We start from the raw sequence: 14,585 nt of genomic DNA on the forward strand, positions 1-14,585 counted from the left end.
AGTGAGTGAGTATTCATGAGCCTTTCCCTTCGCGACCAATTGCTCAAAGCCGGTCTGGTCAACCAGAAACAGGTCTCGCAGACCAACAAAGCTGAAAAGAAACAAAAGCGCATGGAGCACAAAGGCCAGGTCGAAGTCGACGACAGCCAGCAGCGCATGGCCAAGGAAGCCATGGCTGAAAAAGCCAGGCGTGACCAGGAACTGAACCGCCAGCAGCAGGAAAAGGCCGAGCAGAAGGCCCGTGCCGCGCAGGTCAAGCAACTGATCGAGGCCACTCGCCTGCCCAAGCTGAACACCGAGGATTACTACAACTTCGTCGACGACAAGAAGGTCAAGCGCATTGCCGTCAACGCCCTCATGCGTACCAAGCTGAGTAATGGCGCGCTGGCCGTGGTAGCCCATGCCGGTGGCTACGAGGTTATCCCCCGTGAGGCCGCATTGAAGATCCAGGAGCGCGACCCTGGCCGTATTCTGCTGCTCAATAGCCATGTCGAGGAAGCGGACGAAGACGACCCGTACGCGGCTTACAAGATCCCTGATGATCTGATGTGGTAAACAGTAAAACACCGCTCTGGCGGTAACGCGGTTCATTCAAGATCGCCAGGGCCGCTTTGCGGCCCTTTTGCGACGCAAGGTCGCTTCTGCGGCCATCGTGAAAAACGCGTTGGCTCGCAGCTCGCCGAACCGGCGCGATCAGTCAGCTGTGCTATTGCCTTGGTTCCTTCCGTTCGTCGGACATTTCCTAGGGTTTTGGCACAGCGGCTAGCCTCCAGCTTAGCGTCAGGGATAGCGCTGAACATTCGGTCCAGGAAGGGCCAGTACGCCTCGTCGTCCCGACGCTTTATCTGCTGAGGAGACGATAATGAAAATAACCCTGAAACGGTTGGCGTGCCTGGGTGCAAGTTTCACCAGCGCGTTCGCCATGGCCGATGCGGCCAGTCCGCCGGTGCTGTCACCTGCGATTCCCTTCGACGTCACCGCCAATCCCCCTTTCACCCTGGACAACCTGCAACACGATTTCGACGTGCTGTCGTGGCAGACCTTCGTCGCCCTGAACTGGCCCGCCAACGCCGACGGCAGCGCCAACACCTCGGCGCAGATCGGCGCACCCGGCAAGACGGTGTGGGAGTCGTGGAAAGAGAGCTACGAGATCTTCCTGCCCAAGGGACAGAAACCCGTTGCCTGGGATCAGCAGGCACCCGTGCCCGCAGCCTGCCAAGGCAAGGGTGACTTGCCGGTGCTGCAGCAGATGGGCAAGGTCGCCGGCGTGCTCGATGAGTTCATCCAGCCGTTCAAGACCGGCCCGTTGGTCGACCAAAGCGGCACCTACACGCGCAACGCGATCATGGTCAACAAGCCGATGTTCGATGACATCGTCAACAATGGCCTGTACAGCAAGGAAGGCCAGCAAGCGTTCCTGAGCAAGGCTGACAACCGCATCGCTTTCGCCTGTGGTTCGCAGAAGGCCCAGCAGGTCGGTGCGATCATGGTCAAGTCGGCCTGGAAAGTGCTCGATGGCAGCGACAACCCGCAGGAGTTCCACGCCGTCGACGCGCTGGTCTACACCCCCGGCAACGCCGACCCGAACAAGGGGGCGCTGATCCCCGAGTCGTGCAATGCGCAGAAGGTCGGGCTGGTAGGCCTGCACATCGTGCACAAGACCGAAGGTGCACCACAGTGGGTATGGTCGACGTTCGAGCACGTGCGCAACGTGCCGGAAAAGACCACGCCCATGAACGAGCGCAAGGGGCCCTACCTGTTCTACGACGCCCAGGCCAGCGACCGCCCGGTGAACGAGCCGCCCGCGCAACCGTGGGACCCGTCGAAGAAGGCCATCCCCTCGCAGATCGTGCGTGAAATTCCCATCACCGCCGCCACCCAACAGCTCAACGCACAGTGGCAAGGTGCGCTCAAGGGCACGGTGTGGGCCAACTACCACCTGATCAGCACCCAGTGGCCCACCGCCCCGGCCGATGACTGCCAGGTGCCGTCACCGACCAACCCGTTAGGTACGCCTGCGCCGAACTTCCTGGCCAACGCCACCCTGGAGACCTACAACCAGGGCACCACCCCGCAGGCCTCGTCCAGCTGCATGGAGTGCCACAACAACGCGACCACTCGCGTGACCCAGTCACCGCGCACCAGCTTCGCCGATTTCACTTTCCTGCTTGAACGTGCCCAATCCACCGGCGCCAAGGAGTGATGCCATGAGCGACCAGAACCTGCAAAACTTCATCGGCTTGTCCGCCGTGCTCACTGGCCTGTCGGCCAAGCTGCTGGCGCCTTCCGTCGACCCGATCAACCTGCCGCCGGTGTTCTTCGCCACCGCCCAGCAAGGCATGGGCCTCGAGGCGTTCAGCAGCCTGCTGGAGCTGTACGCCAGCATCCAGAGCCAGCCGCCCGCGCAAATCGCCAGCGCCGTGCTCGATAACGCGAACCCGCAAATCGCCCAGGGCGCCCGCTCGATCATGAAGCTGTGGCTGCTCGGCAGTTGGTACCAACCCTACGACCTGGGCAACGCGCGCACGGGTGACACGCGCGTGGTCTCCGACCAGGCCTACAAGGAGAGCTGGGCGTGGAAGATCGCCCAATCCCATCCCATGGGCTACAGCCAGTTCCACTTCGGATACTGGGGAGAGCAGCCACCGACCCTCAAGCAATTCACCGGAGTCGACGCCAAGGAAGGGCAGCAGCCATGAGCAATGTACAAACCCAGAACATCGAAACCGCCGATGTGATCGTGGTGGGCGCCGGCATGGCCGGCAGTGTCATGGCCTACCAGTTGGGCCTGGCCGGGTTGAAAGTGCTGGTGCTCGAATCGGGCCCGGCCATTCCGCCCAATCGCAGCGAGTACCTGGAGCGCTTCTACACCGCGGTGCTCAAAGCGCCCGAATCGCCGTACCCACCTGAACAGAGCGAGCAGACCCCGGCCACGCAGTTCGCGCCACGGGCGACCATCCAGGACCTGATCACCGCGGGTAGCCAAGACCCGGACAAGGCGCAGAAAAGCTACCTGGTGCAGAAGGGACCGCAACTGTTCGCCAGCACTTACGAGCGGGTAGGTGGCGGCACCATGTGGCACTGGATGGGCACGGCCCTGCGCCTGTTGCCCAACGACTTTCGCATGCGCACTGCGTACAACGTCGGGGTCGACTGGCCGATCAGTTACGACGATCTGCAGACCGCCTATTGCCGCGCCGAAGAGGAGATGGGCGTGTCCGCCGATGTCGCCTCGCAGACTTACCTGGGCGTGACGTTCCCGCATGGCTACAAATACAGCATGCATGGCATCCCGCCGTCGCTGGTCGACCAAGGCCTGGGCGAGAACGTCACGGGCACGGTATACCAGAGCCCGGAGAAGGGGCCCGACGGCAAGCCGTACCCAGGTGTCACCCTCAATGTCCGGCAGACCCCGGCCGGGCGCAACTCGCAGAATGATAACGGCCGTCGGGTGTGCGCAGGCAACACCAGTTGCACACCGATCTGCCCGATCCAGGCCAAGTACGATGCCACCGTGACCATGGCCAAGGCACTGGATACCGGCAACGTGCGCATCCTCTACCAGACCGTGGCAAGCCAGGTGCAGGTCGATGCCAATGGGGTCACGGGAATCGACTTCATCCAGTATCAGAACAACGGCACGCGCCAGAACGGCACGGCCCAGGGCAAGCGCTACGTGATTGCCGCCCACGCGATCGAAACACCGAAGCTGCTGCTCAACTCCATCGGCCCGAACAGCCCTAAAGGGGTCGCCAACAGCAGCGGCCAGGTCGGCCAGGCGTTGGCTGACCACCCGGTGTACCTGGCCTGGGGCCTGATGCCCGAAGGCAAGCCGCTGTTCCCGTTCCGTGGGCCATTGTCCACCTCGGGGATCGAGGACATGCGCGATGGCCCGTTCCGCAGCCAGCGTGCCGCCTGGCGTATCGAAATCGGCAACGAGGGCTGGAACTGGTCGGTGAACGACCCCTACACCTCGGTCTGCGATTTCATCGACGGGACCAACCACGGCGGCGCTAACCCCAACAAGCTGGCATTGTCCGGCCAGGCGCTGGTGCAGCAGCTCAACAGCGTGCTGACCCGCCAGTTCCGTCTGGGCTTCTTGGTCGAGCAGGTGGAGAAAGACCCCGACAAAGCGCTGTGCCGGGTGGACAGGAGCACGGAGTTCACCGACGGCCTGGGCCTGCCTCGGCCACAGATCACCTACGAACTGTCCGACTACACCAAGGAGGGTTTCAAGCAGGCGCGCCTGGCCGCCACGTATATCATCACCGAGCTGATGGGCGCCACCGAGCTGACCGACCTGAACCCTAAGCTCGAGCCCGGCTCGCAAACGGTGTTCGAGTACGACGGCCAAAACTACGCGTTCTACGGCGCTGGCCACCTGATGGGCACCTACCGCATGGGCTCGGACCGCACCAAGTCGGTGGTGGACAAGGACCAGCGCAGCTGGGACCACCCCAACCTGTTCCTGGTCGGCGACGGTGTGTTCCCCACCACCGGCACCGCCAACCCGACCTTGACCATCACCGCGTTGACCTTCCAGGCCGCCGATGTGGTGGCCAGCGACCTGCTCAAGCGTACCGTACAGGTGCAGGCCAACCAGGCATGGCAGGGCACGGGCATGCAGATCAATGGGCAGAGCTGGCAGTTGGCGGTCTGTACGGGCGGGCAGTGGACGGCGAACCCGGCCACCGGCATGGTTGGCGCGGCGGGCAACCCAAGGTTGATCGCCAAGCCCGGCTATGCCTTGCCTGGTCAACCGGAAGGGGCGTTGATCGGGCGTATCGGCAACAGCGGCGTGCCGTTCCTGGTCGGCAACCAGATGCAATTGCCGCGTGGCCAGCAGGGAGAGTTGCAATTGTGCATCAATGACGACTTGGACGGCCGTTACGGGGCTGGTCTGAGCGATAACCTGGGCAGCCTGTCGGTGGAGGTGCGTTTCGGGTCGGTGTAGATCCTGTCATGGCAACCCCACAAGGCTCCGGCACTGCCGCAGTATTGTGGGGTTGTTCTTCGAGCCCGGGTGAATCAGGGATTCGCGGCAATGCGCTGGGTCATTGTGTAGCGCGCTGGTTTTCCAGGTCTTCAAGCTCAACGCGGTATTGGTGCGCTTCGTGTTCGTTATGGAACATGCCCACCAGTTGGCCTTGTTGGTACACATCCCAGATCCGCACGCCAGCGGCCAGGCCTTCGTGGGACATTTTCGATTCGTCGCGTTCGGTTACTTGGACAGTCATCGTTAAACTCCACTTCTTCAAGATGGCTGCGACAGTGTGTCGCACGTCTTCTTTATAGAGTTTGTTAGCAGACTAAGTAAATAAAACAGGCATGAAACAAGTTTCATGAAGCTGGGAGGTGTGCTGCCTCGATGGGCTTCTTCGCAGCAAAGAAAAGCCCCGCACTGGGCAGGGCTTCAGGTGTTGCAGGCAGTGCCGGATCAGTTGCCCTTCACCGGCTTGCCATCGACCGTGCCATCCTGCAGCACGATCACGTACTCCTTGCCATCGGTCTCTACCTGGCGCAATTGCACCAGCAGGTAGTCCCAGTTCTTGGCAAACCATAGCTCGGTGATGCGCTTGCTCTGGCTTGGATCGCGCACGCGCTCGACCTTCACTGCATCGACCTGGCCGGTCTTGGTGGTGACCTTTTCGGTGCCCAGCACGCGGAAGTCGTAGGTGTCGATTTCGTCGCCGTCGACCACCTGGTAGGTCATGCTTTTCTTGCCCGCGGCCACGTCGTGCTGCAGGGCCAGCTGGTAGGACGACTTGTCCAGTACGCCGCGGTTCAGTGGCAGGCTGACGGCATCGCCACGGTCGCTGCCGGTGACCTTCTTGGTGCTCCAGTCGAAGTCCAGGTCGACCTTCTTGGCCTTGCCCAGGCCGCCGCGCTCGAAGTGGTACTTCTGCGGCAGCAGGGTGTCGTTTTCCATGCGCAGGGTGCTTTGCTCGGTCAGGCTGGCGATCATCATGGAAGCCTTGAAATTAAGGTCCCAGGTACCGTTGGCATTTTTGACCAGGCTGCGCTCGGCGGTGCCGCTCATGGGCAGCTGTTTCCAGTCGGCCGTGTAGCTGGCCGAGAAGGGCTTCAGATCAGCTGCCTGGAGGGGCAGGGCGAGCACGGCGAGAGCCAAGAGCAGGGCGCGACGCATAAATTCTCCTAGGATCGAATCAAGTGACCGCTGGCCGCCAGTGGCTGGCCGTCCAGTAATGCACCCTGTTCGCCAAGACGCAAGCGCCCTTCAGCGAACCAGCGCACCGCCAGTGGGTAGATCAGGTGTTCCTGATGGTGTACCCGCTGTGCCAGGCTTTCGACGGTGTCATCAGACGCCACCGGTACCACAGCCTGTACGACCAGTGGGCCGCCATCGAGTTCCTCAGTCACGAAGTGTACGCTGCAGCCATGCTCGGCGTCGCCAGCTTCCAACGCCCGGCGATGAGTATGCAGGCCCTTGTACTTGGGCAGCAGAGACGGGTGGATGTTGAGCAGGCGGCCCTGATAGTGGCGCACGAAGCCGCCACTGAGGATGCGCATGAAGCCGGCCAGCACCACCAGGTCCGGGGCAAAGCCGTCGATGCGCGCCATCAGCGCGGCATCGAAGGCTTCACGGCCGTTGAACTGGGTGTGGTCGAGCACGACGCTGTCGATGCCGGCCGCTGCGGCGCGTTGCAGGCCGTAGGCATCGGCGCGGTTGGAGACCACCGCGCGGATACGCACCGGGCTGTCCTGCCCTTGGCAGCTGTCGATCAGGGCTTGCAGGTTGCTGCCGGAGCCCGACAGCAGTACCACTACATTGCAGGCATTGCTCGGCATCAGTGTGCCTTGAGGTTCTGCAGCTCGACCTGGGCAGCGCCTTCGGCGGCTTCGGCGATGTGGCCGATTACCCATGGCTGCTCACCGGCGGCGCGCAGTTCGTTCAGGGCGGCTTCGACCTGGTCCTGGGCCACGCAGATGACCATGCCCACACCGCAGTTCAGTACGCGGTGCATTTCGTGCTCGTCGACGTTGCCTTTTTCCTGCAGGAAGTCGAACACCGCCGGGCGCTGCCAGCTGGCCACGTCAACCACGGCCTGGGCGTTTTTCGGCAGTACGCGCGGGATGTTGTCCAACAGGCCGCCGCCGGTGATGTGGGCCATGGCCTTGACTGCGCCAGTGTTCTTGATCAGCTGCAGCAGCGGCTTGACGTAGATGCGGGTCGGCGCCATCAGCAGGTCGGTCAGCGGCTTGCCGTCCAGCTGGGTGTTCTCGATATCGGTAGCCGAGACTTCGAGGATCTTGCGGATCAGCGAGTAGCCGTTGGAGTGCGGGCCCGAGGACGGCAGGGCGATCAGCGCGTCGCCGGTGGCAACCTTGGAGCCGTCGATGATTTCGGCCTTTTCCACCACACCTACGCAGAAACCGGCCAGGTCGTAGTCTTCACCTTCGTACATGCCAGGCATTTCGGCGGTTTCACCACCGACCAGCGAGCAGCCGGCCAGTTCGCAACCGGCGCCGATGCCGGTGACCACGGTGGCGGCCACGTCAACGTTCAGCTTGCCAGTGGCGTAGTAGTCGAGGAAGAACAGCGGCTCGGCGCCGCAGACGACCAGGTCGTTGACACACATGGCGACCAGGTCCTGGCCAATGCTGTCGTGCTTGTTCAGGTTAAGTGCCAGGCGCAGCTTGGTACCGACGCCGTCGGTGCCGGAGACCAGCACCGGCTGCTTGTAGCCGGCCGGGATCTCGCAGAGGGCGCCGAAGCCACCCAGGCCACCCATGACTTCAGGGCGTGCGGTGCGTTTTGCCACGCCCTTGATGCGTTCGACCAGTGCTTCGCCGGCGTCGATGTCTACACCGGCGTCCTTGTAGCTCAGGGAGGGTTGCTTGCTCATTGATCCAGGCCTTTAGGAGGGAGGGATTCTTAAAAACGACCATGACGGCCAAGGCCGGCTGGTAAGCGGCGGCTGCCTGAAACGTCAGTAGTCTGTGAAGGCGCGCGATTTTATCAGGGTTGCCGTGCAGCGGCCATCCTCAGGCCGACGGGCAGGGCATGAAAAAGATAATTAGTTGGGACGTTCGCCTTGAGGGAACAGCCATGCGCCGCGCGGGCGGTGCGCGATCTCACCGGCGCTGCGCCGCTCAACGCGAACACCGGTAGGCCCTACAACACCCGCAAGCAATCTTTCACGCCCCGCGGCTGGTTACCTGGCGCCCCCGTGTATAAGGTATAGGCATTGCGGTAACTGGACAGGAATCCTCCATGCGTTTGTTCAATATTCTGGCAGCCGGTTGCCTGGCCCTGATCTCGGCCACTGCCCTGGCTGAAAATGTCTCAGGCCTTTATCAGGTGCGCGAACCGGTCTCCGGGCCGGGCGCTGAAGCCCGTACCGCGGCCACGGTCAAAGCCCTGGACACGCTGGTGCTGCGTCTGACCGGTGACCCAAAGGCAGTGCAAAGCCCTGCGTTGGCCGAGCTGCGCAAGGACCCTCGGCAAATCATCAACCAGGTGGGCAGCGAAGCCGGCCCGCCCGAGTCGATAGTGGTCGAGTTCGACCCTGGTAGTACCGAGCGGGCCTTGCGCAAGGCTGGCCTGGCGCTATGGGGCAGTAATCGGCCTTCGATACTGGGGTGGTGGTTGAACGACACTGTTGAGGGCAGCAACCTGGTCGGTGATGGCCAGGTCAGTGCCCAACCCCTGCGCCACGCCGCCCAGCACCGCGGTCTGCCGCTGCGCTTGCCGCTGGCCGACTTGCAGGAGCAACTGGTTGCCAATGCCAGGCAGATCGAAGGCAGCGACCCGGCGCAGTTGCGCGAAGCATCCGAGCGCTACGGTGCTGATGCTTTGCTGGCGGTACATGCCCAGGAAGCCGACGGCAAGTGGCAGGGCAAGTGGCAGCTGTGGCTGGGCGACCAGCGTGAGCAGGGCAATGCCGAGGGTGCCGACCCGACAGCCTTGGCTGACGCGGTGATGCTGGCGGTAAGCAGCCGCCTGGCGCCGCGCTACGTTACCCGGCCGGGTGCCGGCCGCCAATTGCAGGTGCAAGTGCAGGGCATGAACCTGCAGCGCTACGCCGAACTGGCCCGCGTGCTGGAGCCCTATGGCCCACGCTTGCAGGCGGCCGAAGGCACGACCTTGACCTACGGGGTCACTGGCAATCGTGATCAGCTGCGTGCCCAGCTTGGCCTGGCCAAACTGCAGGAGGTGCCGGTAGAGCAGGCAGCGGCAGTGCCAGCCACGCCAGCACCGGCAGTGGACGCCGCTGCCGGGCAGCCCGCGCCTGCGCAGCCAGCACCCACGCCGTTCGACGGCTTGCGTTTTCGCTGGTAAGGGGCGCTTGCCGTGACTGACATGCGTCGCTGGATCTGGCTGGGTGTTGCGCTGCTGATCGCTGTGCTGCTTTATAGCCTGCACAATATTCTTACGCCGTTCCTGGTTGGCATCATGCTGGCCTACCTGGCCGACCCGCTGGTCGATCGCCTCGAGCGCCTGGGGCTATCGCGTACCTGGGGTGTAGTGGTGGTGTTCGGCCTGTTCACCCTGGTGCTATTGGCCTTGTTGCTGGTGCTTGTGCCGATGCTGGCCAAGCAGTTGGTGCGCCTGTACGAATTGGCGCCGCAGGTGCTCGACTGGCTTGAGCATGTAGCGCTGCCGTGGGTACAGGGCCGCCTTGGCCTGGCCGATGGTTTCTGGAAATTCGACAAGATCAAGGCCGCCATCGGCGCGCACATGGGGCAGACCACCGATATCGTCAGCATGCTGCTGTCCCAGGCTACCGCCTCAGGCCTGGCGTTGGTGGCCTGGCTGGCCAACATGGTGCTGATCCCGGTAGTGGGCTTCTATCTGCTGCGCGATTGGGACCTGATGATGGGCAAGCTGCGCAGCCTGCTGCCGCGCCAGCGCGAGACGCAAGTGATGGGCCTGGCAGGTGAATGCCATGAAGTGCTGGGCGCATTCGTGCGCGGGCAACTGATGGTGATGCTGGCCCTGGGCATCATCTATTCAGCCGGCCTTATGCTGGTGGGGCTCGAGCTCGGTCTGCTGATCGGCATGCTTGCAGGTCTTGCGGCCATCGTGCCATACATGGGCTTCATCATTGGCATTGGTGCCGCGCTGGTGGCCGGCCTGTTCCAGTTTGGTGGCGACCTGTACCCGATGCTGGGCATCGTTGCGGTGTTCATGGTCGGGCAGGCGCTGGAGGGTATGGTACTGACCCCGCTGCTGGTGGGCGATCGCATCGGCCTGCACCCGGTTGCGGTCATCTTTGCCATCCTCGCGGGTGGTGAACTGTTCGGCTTTACCGGCGTGCTGCTGGCGCTGCCGGTGGCGGCGGTGATCATGGTGCTGCTGCGGCATGTGCATGCTCTGTACAAGGAATCGGACATGTACGCCGGAAATATCGACCCGGAGCTTTGAACGCCACGCGTTTTGTCTTGAGCCTTTTCGCGCCCCGCATCCGCAGGTCGCTTGCAAAACGCAACTTGTTGATTTTGCTTGCCCTATCCGCAGTCGAGATTGTGCGCCCCGCGTTGCAGGTATAGACTTTGCACATTGTTCACCAAAGGCCCCCCGCGGTCCTGCCGACCGCCCGCGAGCATGAAACCACCGATCCAGTTGCCCCTGGGTGTGCGCCTGCGCGATGACGCCACCTTCATCAACTACTATCCGGGCGCCAATGCTGCGGCATTGGGTTACGTCGAGCGGTTATGCGAAGCCGACGCCGGCTGGACCGAGAGCCTTATCTACCTGTGGGGCAAACAAGGTGTTGGCCGTTCCCACCTGCTGCAGGCCGCCACCCATCGCTTCCAGCAACGTGGCGAACCTGCTGTCTACCTGCCACTGGCGCAACTGCTCGATCGCGGCGTAGAACTGCTCGACTACCTGGCCCAGTACGAACTGGTGTGCATCGACGATTTGCATGTGATCGCCGGCAAGGCTGATTGGGAAGAGGCCATGTTCCACCTGTTCAACCGCCTGCGCGACAGCGGCCGCCGCTTGCTGCTGGCAGCCTCGGCATCACCGCGCGAGCTGCCGATCAAGCTGCCGGACCTGAAGTCGCGCTTGACCCTGGCCCTGGTGTTCCAGATGCGCGGCCTGTCTGATGAAGACAAGCTGCGCGCGTTGCAGCTGCGTGCTTCGCGCCGTGGCCTGCACCTGACCGACGAAGTCGGCCATTTCATCCTCACCCGCGGGGCGCGGAGCATGAGCGCGTTGTTCGACTTGCTCGAGCGCCTCGATCAGGCGTCGCTGCAGGCACAACGCAAGCTCACCATTCCTTTTCTCAAGGAAACCCTCGGCTGGTAACCCCCTGAAAACACTGGGCCAGAGCGGTGGCGCAAAAAAGTCACATCTTTTTCGATAAAATTTGCAAATGGCCATGATAGAGGGCATAGTCTCACCCTTCTAAAGGATTACAGACACGGTCGTGCCCATGCTGAAGCGCTTCGCACCCCTCGTGCCACTCGCACTCGTGACCCTTCTTTTTGGCTGCGCGGCCCAAGGCCCGGTATCTCAGCCTCAGGATCACACCCCGGTCACCGCACAATCGGCTATCAAGGCCAAAGCCTCTTCCTCGGCGGTATTCGGTGAGCCGGAAGAGCTGGCCACCGAAGATGACCTTTCGTCTTTCTCCGGCAGCAAGCCTTACCAACTGCCCGTTCTGGCTGACAGCATTCTCGAGCGCGGTATGTCGTTGATCGGCACTCGCTACCGCTTCGGTGGTACCTCGGAAAAATCCGGCTTCGACTGCAGTGGCTTCATCGGTTACCTGTTCCGCGAAGAGGCGGGCATGACGCTGCCGCGCTCCACGCGTGAAATGATCAAGGTCGATGCGCCTAAAGTGGCCCGCAACAAACTCAAGCCAGGTGACTTGCTGTTCTTCAGCACCAATGGCCGCGGCCGGGTGAGCCATGCCGGTATCTACCTGGGTGACAACCAGTTCATCCACTCCAGCAGCCGCCGCAGCGGCGGTGTACGCATCGACAACCTCGGTGATCGCTATTGGAGCAAGACCTTCATCGAAGCCAAGCGAGCCTTGGCCATGGCGCCGACCAACATCGCGCGCAACTGATATCAAAATGATGTACCCTGCCGCGGCGGTGATGCTTTGAAAAAAAGCACACCGCCGTGCGCATTTACAGAAAGCGTCTAATCTAAATTCTCAACTCTTTTCGGCTGCAGCGCAGCGGTCTCAGACAGGATGTTCTGGCCATGGTAAAAATGGCGCGCTTCGCATTTCTCTCCTTGGCAGCCTTGCTGGCTGCATGCTCCAGCCGTGCGCCTGCGCCGGCCCCGGTGGTACAGCCGCAGGTTACCTATAGCCAGCCCAATCCTTCGCCGGTTGCCGATGACGTGCTGATTCGTGCCATTGGTCTGGTTGGCACGCCTTATCGTTGGGGTGGCAATACGCCGGACTCCGGCTTCGACTGCAGCGGCCTGATCAAATACGTGTACCGTGATGCTGCAGGCATCAGTCTGCCGCGCTCGACGCGAGAGATGATCGTCATGCGCGCACCGACGGTGGATGCCAGTTCACTGCAGTCCGGTGACCTGGTGTTCTTCGCCACCAATGGTGGCTCGCAGGTCAGCCATGCGGGCATCTATGTAGGGGACGGGCGCTTCGTGCATGCACCGTCCACCGGTGGCACCGTGCGCCTGGACTACCTGTCAAACAGCTACTGGGCCAAGGCCTACCTGCAGGCCAAGCGGGTGATTCCTCAAGGGCATCTGGCGCAGAATCCCTGATATCGATACCTGTATCGGCCCCGCTGAGCTCGGGACCGATACAGGCTGCCGAGATTCAGGGGGCTTTGCTCACCCGCCAGATCACATTGCCGACATCGTCGGCCACCAGTATCCCGCCTTGACCGTCCTGGATCACGCCCACCGGCCGACCCATCGCCTTGCCTTCTCTATCGAGAAAGCCCGTTAGCAGGTCTATGGGGCGGCCCGCAGGTTTGCCTGATCCGTCGAAGGGCACGAACAGCACTTTGTAGCCACTGTGTGGTTTGCGGTTCCACGACCCGTGCTGGCCCACCAATGCCCCTTGTTCGAAAGGCGGCGGCAACACGCCGGGTCCGATGAATGCCAGCCCTAGGGATGCAGTATGCGGGCCGACCGCATAGTCCGGCACCAGTGCCTCGGCCACCTTTTGCGGGGCCTGCGGGTGTACTCGTTGGTCTACGTGTTGCCCATAGTAACTGTAGGGCCAGCCATAGAAGCCGCCGTCTTTCACCGAGGTGATATAGTCCGGCACCAGGTCGCTGCCGAGTTCGTCACGCTCGTTGACCGCTGTCCACAACACTTCGCTGTGCGGCTCCCAGGCCAGTCCGTTGGGGTTGCGCAAGCCGGTGGCGAACAGCCGGTGCTTGCCGCTGGCGGGGTCTATCTCCCAGATCGCGGCACGCCCTTGCTCCTTGTCCATGCCGTTTTCCCCCACGTTGCTGTTCGAGCCAACCGTCACGTAGAGCTTCCTGCCATCAGGGCTTGCGATCACGTTCTTGGTCCAGTGGTGGTTCAGAGGGCCGCCGGGTAGCTCGGTCACCGGGTGGCCTTCATCGTCAATCTGTAGGGCGCCAGATTCATAGTGAAAGCGCAGCAGCCTGTCTGTTTCCGCCACGTACAAGTTCTTGCCCACCAGTGTCATGCCGAAGGGGGAGTTGAGGCCTTTGATGAAAACGCTGCGGACTTCTGCCACGCCATCCTGATCGGCATCGCGCAGCAGGGTGATACGGTTGGCACTGGGTACGGTAGCGCCGGCACGTTTCATCGCCTTGCCCATGACCCAGCCGCGAATGCCCTTGCCATCTTCGGGTTTGGCCGGCGCGTTGGTCTCGGCCACCAGCACATCGCCGTTGGGCAGCAAATAGAGCCAGCGTGGGTGATCGAGGCTTTTGGCGAACGCTGCGACTTGGGTGCCAGGTGCTGCGGTCGGCTTCATACCCTTGGGCCAGCCGACTGCGGGGGCGATATTTACGGTGGGGATCAAGGTCGTGACAGGGGCAGGCAGCTTGGGCGTTGGTCCGCTGCCCTCGCGCACGTCCAGCAGCGCCGTCTCGCCGCAGCCTGCCAGGCTGGCTGCGATTAACCAAGGCATGAGGCATTTCATAGGCGGCGTCCTCCAAAGAAGGCCTGTTGAACTGAGAGGGGGCTGGGGTCGTCGGGTTCCCCTCGGCGCCCCCGTCGATCCAGCAGCCTCTGAGAGGCTTGTTCTTGCTCGTGCCTCGACTTTTGCATCTAAGTGCACGGTAGTTCAGGCAACGCAGATTGCTACTTCGGAAGGCCGGGCGCAGCGCAGGGGCCGGGCGTTCAGAGCGGGCCAGGCATACTTTGGCGGCGTCACCCGCTTCGATTGACGCTCCCGGTACAACCCTCTAACCTTCGCGGCGTGTTTCAGGTGCCCTGCCAGCCCCGACTGGGCAGGGTGAAACTGGGAAGCCGGTGGGTGCCAGCATGGCGCGATTCCGGCGCTGCCCCCGCAACGGTGGATGAGTAAAAGGCCGCGCAGGGCCACTGGATGCCAGCATCCGGGAAGGCGCGCAGGCCAGGGCCGAGGCCCACTCACAAGCCCGGAGACCGGCCTGATACTGCCAACGGCATCACGGAGGGTGAT

The 14,585-nt window shown here is 62.6% G+C and carries 14 protein-coding genes and 1 riboswitch; of the genes, 9 read left to right on the forward strand and 5 right to left on the reverse strand.

Annotated features, from left to right (window positions below; all coding sequences use genetic code 11):
- The first annotated feature begins 15 nt into the window (after positions 1-15).
- The 4 genes from ACF8GF_RS09125 (at position 16) to ACF8GF_RS09140 (ending at position 4,954) form a co-directional block, all read left to right on the forward strand.
- Positions 16-555: a DUF2058 domain-containing protein gene (locus tag ACF8GF_RS09125; RefSeq protein WP_176685495.1), complete on the forward strand. Its 540-nt coding sequence runs from the start codon at positions 16-18 to the stop codon at positions 553-555.
- A gap of 307 nt (positions 556-862) precedes the next feature.
- On the forward strand, positions 863-2,203 hold the full coding sequence (locus ACF8GF_RS09130) for a cytochrome C (protein ID WP_176685494.1): 1,341 nt from the start codon (positions 863-865) through the stop codon (positions 2,201-2,203).
- Between the two features lie 4 nt (positions 2,204-2,207).
- Positions 2,208-2,699, forward strand: coding sequence for a sorbitol dehydrogenase (locus tag ACF8GF_RS09135; protein ID WP_104962419.1), 492 nt, complete (start codon positions 2,208-2,210; stop codon positions 2,697-2,699).
- The gene (locus ACF8GF_RS09140; protein ID WP_392488009.1) at positions 2,696-4,954 is read left to right on the forward strand and encodes a GMC oxidoreductase; all 2,259 of its coding nucleotides are present in this window, start codon (positions 2,696-2,698) and stop codon (positions 4,952-4,954) included. Before ACF8GF_RS09135 ends, ACF8GF_RS09140 begins: the two co-directional genes overlap by 4 nt.
- 100 nt (positions 4,955-5,054) lie before the next feature.
- Here ACF8GF_RS09140 and ACF8GF_RS09145 read toward each other — a convergent pair whose 3' ends face one another.
- The 4 genes from ACF8GF_RS09145 to purM form a co-directional block, all read right to left on the reverse strand.
- Entirely contained in the window at positions 5,055-5,237 is a 183-nt protein-coding gene (locus ACF8GF_RS09145) for a hypothetical protein (RefSeq protein WP_021782528.1), read from the reverse strand.
- Positions 5,238-5,437: 200 nt separating this feature from the next.
- Positions 5,438-6,148, reverse strand: a complete 711-nt coding sequence (locus tag ACF8GF_RS09150; RefSeq protein ID WP_176685492.1) for a DUF3108 domain-containing protein — start codon at positions 6,146-6,148, stop codon at positions 5,438-5,440.
- A gap of 8 nt (positions 6,149-6,156) precedes the next feature.
- Positions 6,157-6,810 carry a phosphoribosylglycinamide formyltransferase gene (purN, locus tag ACF8GF_RS09155; protein WP_176685491.1) on the reverse strand — a complete coding sequence of 218 codons (654 nt, stop codon included), beginning with the start codon at positions 6,808-6,810 and terminating at the stop codon, positions 6,157-6,159.
- The gene (gene purM / locus ACF8GF_RS09160) at positions 6,810-7,868 is read right to left on the reverse strand and encodes a phosphoribosylformylglycinamidine cyclo-ligase (protein ID WP_003252437.1); all 1,059 of its coding nucleotides are present in this window, start codon (positions 7,866-7,868) and stop codon (positions 6,810-6,812) included. Before purM ends, purN begins: the two co-directional genes overlap by 1 nt.
- Before the next feature lie 368 nt (positions 7,869-8,236).
- On the opposite strand from purM, the gene ACF8GF_RS09165 reads away from it, so the two are divergent.
- From ACF8GF_RS09165 to ACF8GF_RS09185, 5 genes are all read left to right on the forward strand, one after another.
- Positions 8,237-9,304 (forward strand): DUF2066 domain-containing protein, encoded by a 1,068-nt coding sequence (locus ACF8GF_RS09165; protein WP_392488010.1) that lies wholly within the window; start codon positions 8,237-8,239, stop codon positions 9,302-9,304.
- Positions 9,305-9,316: 12 nt separating this feature from the next.
- Complete coding sequence (locus ACF8GF_RS09170) at positions 9,317-10,390, forward strand: AI-2E family transporter (protein ID WP_176685489.1); 1,074 nt, start codon at positions 9,317-9,319, stop codon at positions 10,388-10,390.
- Between the two features lie 180 nt (positions 10,391-10,570).
- Complete coding sequence (gene hda, locus ACF8GF_RS09175; RefSeq protein WP_003252443.1) at positions 10,571-11,278, forward strand: DnaA regulatory inactivator Hda; 708 nt, start codon at positions 10,571-10,573, stop codon at positions 11,276-11,278.
- A gap of 127 nt (positions 11,279-11,405) precedes the next feature.
- Positions 11,406-12,044, forward strand: coding sequence for a C40 family peptidase (locus ACF8GF_RS09180; RefSeq protein WP_209964040.1), 639 nt, complete (start codon positions 11,406-11,408; stop codon positions 12,042-12,044).
- 140 nt (positions 12,045-12,184) lie between these two features.
- Entirely contained in the window at positions 12,185-12,718 is a 534-nt protein-coding gene (locus ACF8GF_RS09185; RefSeq protein ID WP_176685488.1) for a C40 family peptidase, read from the forward strand.
- A 55-nt stretch (positions 12,719-12,773) separates the two neighbouring features.
- Here ACF8GF_RS09185 and ACF8GF_RS09190 read toward each other — a convergent pair whose 3' ends face one another.
- A complete protein-coding gene (locus ACF8GF_RS09190; protein ID WP_392460828.1) occupies positions 12,774-14,081 on the reverse strand; it encodes a PQQ-dependent sugar dehydrogenase in 1,308 nt (435 codons plus the stop codon).
- A 269-nt stretch (positions 14,082-14,350) separates the two neighbouring features.
- Positions 14,351-14,572, forward strand: a riboswitch (cobalamin riboswitch).
- Positions 14,573-14,585 lie beyond the last annotated feature (13 nt).

Origin of the sequence: Pseudomonas sp. yb_5, assembly GCF_043103865.1 — a bacterium.
Lineage (GTDB): Bacteria > Pseudomonadota > Gammaproteobacteria > Pseudomonadales > Pseudomonadaceae > Aquipseudomonas > Aquipseudomonas putida_Y.

Coding starts and splice junctions, on each gene's coding strand:
- ACF8GF_RS09125 (WP_176685495.1), top strand. CDS start 16: ATGAGCCTTTCCCTTCGCGACCAATTGCTCAAAGCCGGTCTGGTCAAC.
- ACF8GF_RS09130 (WP_176685494.1), top strand. CDS start 863: ATGAAAATAACCCTGAAACGGTTGGCGTGCCTGGGTGCAAGTTTCACC.
- ACF8GF_RS09135 (WP_104962419.1), top strand. CDS start 2,208: ATGAGCGACCAGAACCTGCAAAACTTCATCGGCTTGTCCGCCGTGCTC.
- ACF8GF_RS09140 (WP_392488009.1), top strand. CDS start 2,696: ATGAGCAATGTACAAACCCAGAACATCGAAACCGCCGATGTGATCGTG.
- ACF8GF_RS09145 (WP_021782528.1), bottom strand. CDS start 5,237: ATGACTGTCCAAGTAACCGAACGCGACGAATCGAAAATGTCCCACGAA.
- ACF8GF_RS09150 (WP_176685492.1), bottom strand. CDS start 6,148: ATGCGTCGCGCCCTGCTCTTGGCTCTCGCCGTGCTCGCCCTGCCCCTC.
- purN (WP_176685491.1), bottom strand. CDS start 6,810: ATGCCGAGCAATGCCTGCAATGTAGTGGTACTGCTGTCGGGCTCCGGC.
- purM (WP_003252437.1), bottom strand. CDS start 7,868: ATGAGCAAGCAACCCTCCCTGAGCTACAAGGACGCCGGTGTAGACATC.
- ACF8GF_RS09165 (WP_392488010.1), top strand. CDS start 8,237: ATGCGTTTGTTCAATATTCTGGCAGCCGGTTGCCTGGCCCTGATCTCG.
- hda (WP_003252443.1), top strand. CDS start 10,571: ATGAAACCACCGATCCAGTTGCCCCTGGGTGTGCGCCTGCGCGATGAC.
- ACF8GF_RS09180 (WP_209964040.1), top strand. CDS start 11,406: ATGCTGAAGCGCTTCGCACCCCTCGTGCCACTCGCACTCGTGACCCTT.
- ACF8GF_RS09185 (WP_176685488.1), top strand. CDS start 12,185: ATGGTAAAAATGGCGCGCTTCGCATTTCTCTCCTTGGCAGCCTTGCTG.
- ACF8GF_RS09190 (WP_392460828.1), bottom strand. CDS start 14,081: ATGAAATGCCTCATGCCTTGGTTAATCGCAGCCAGCCTGGCAGGCTGC.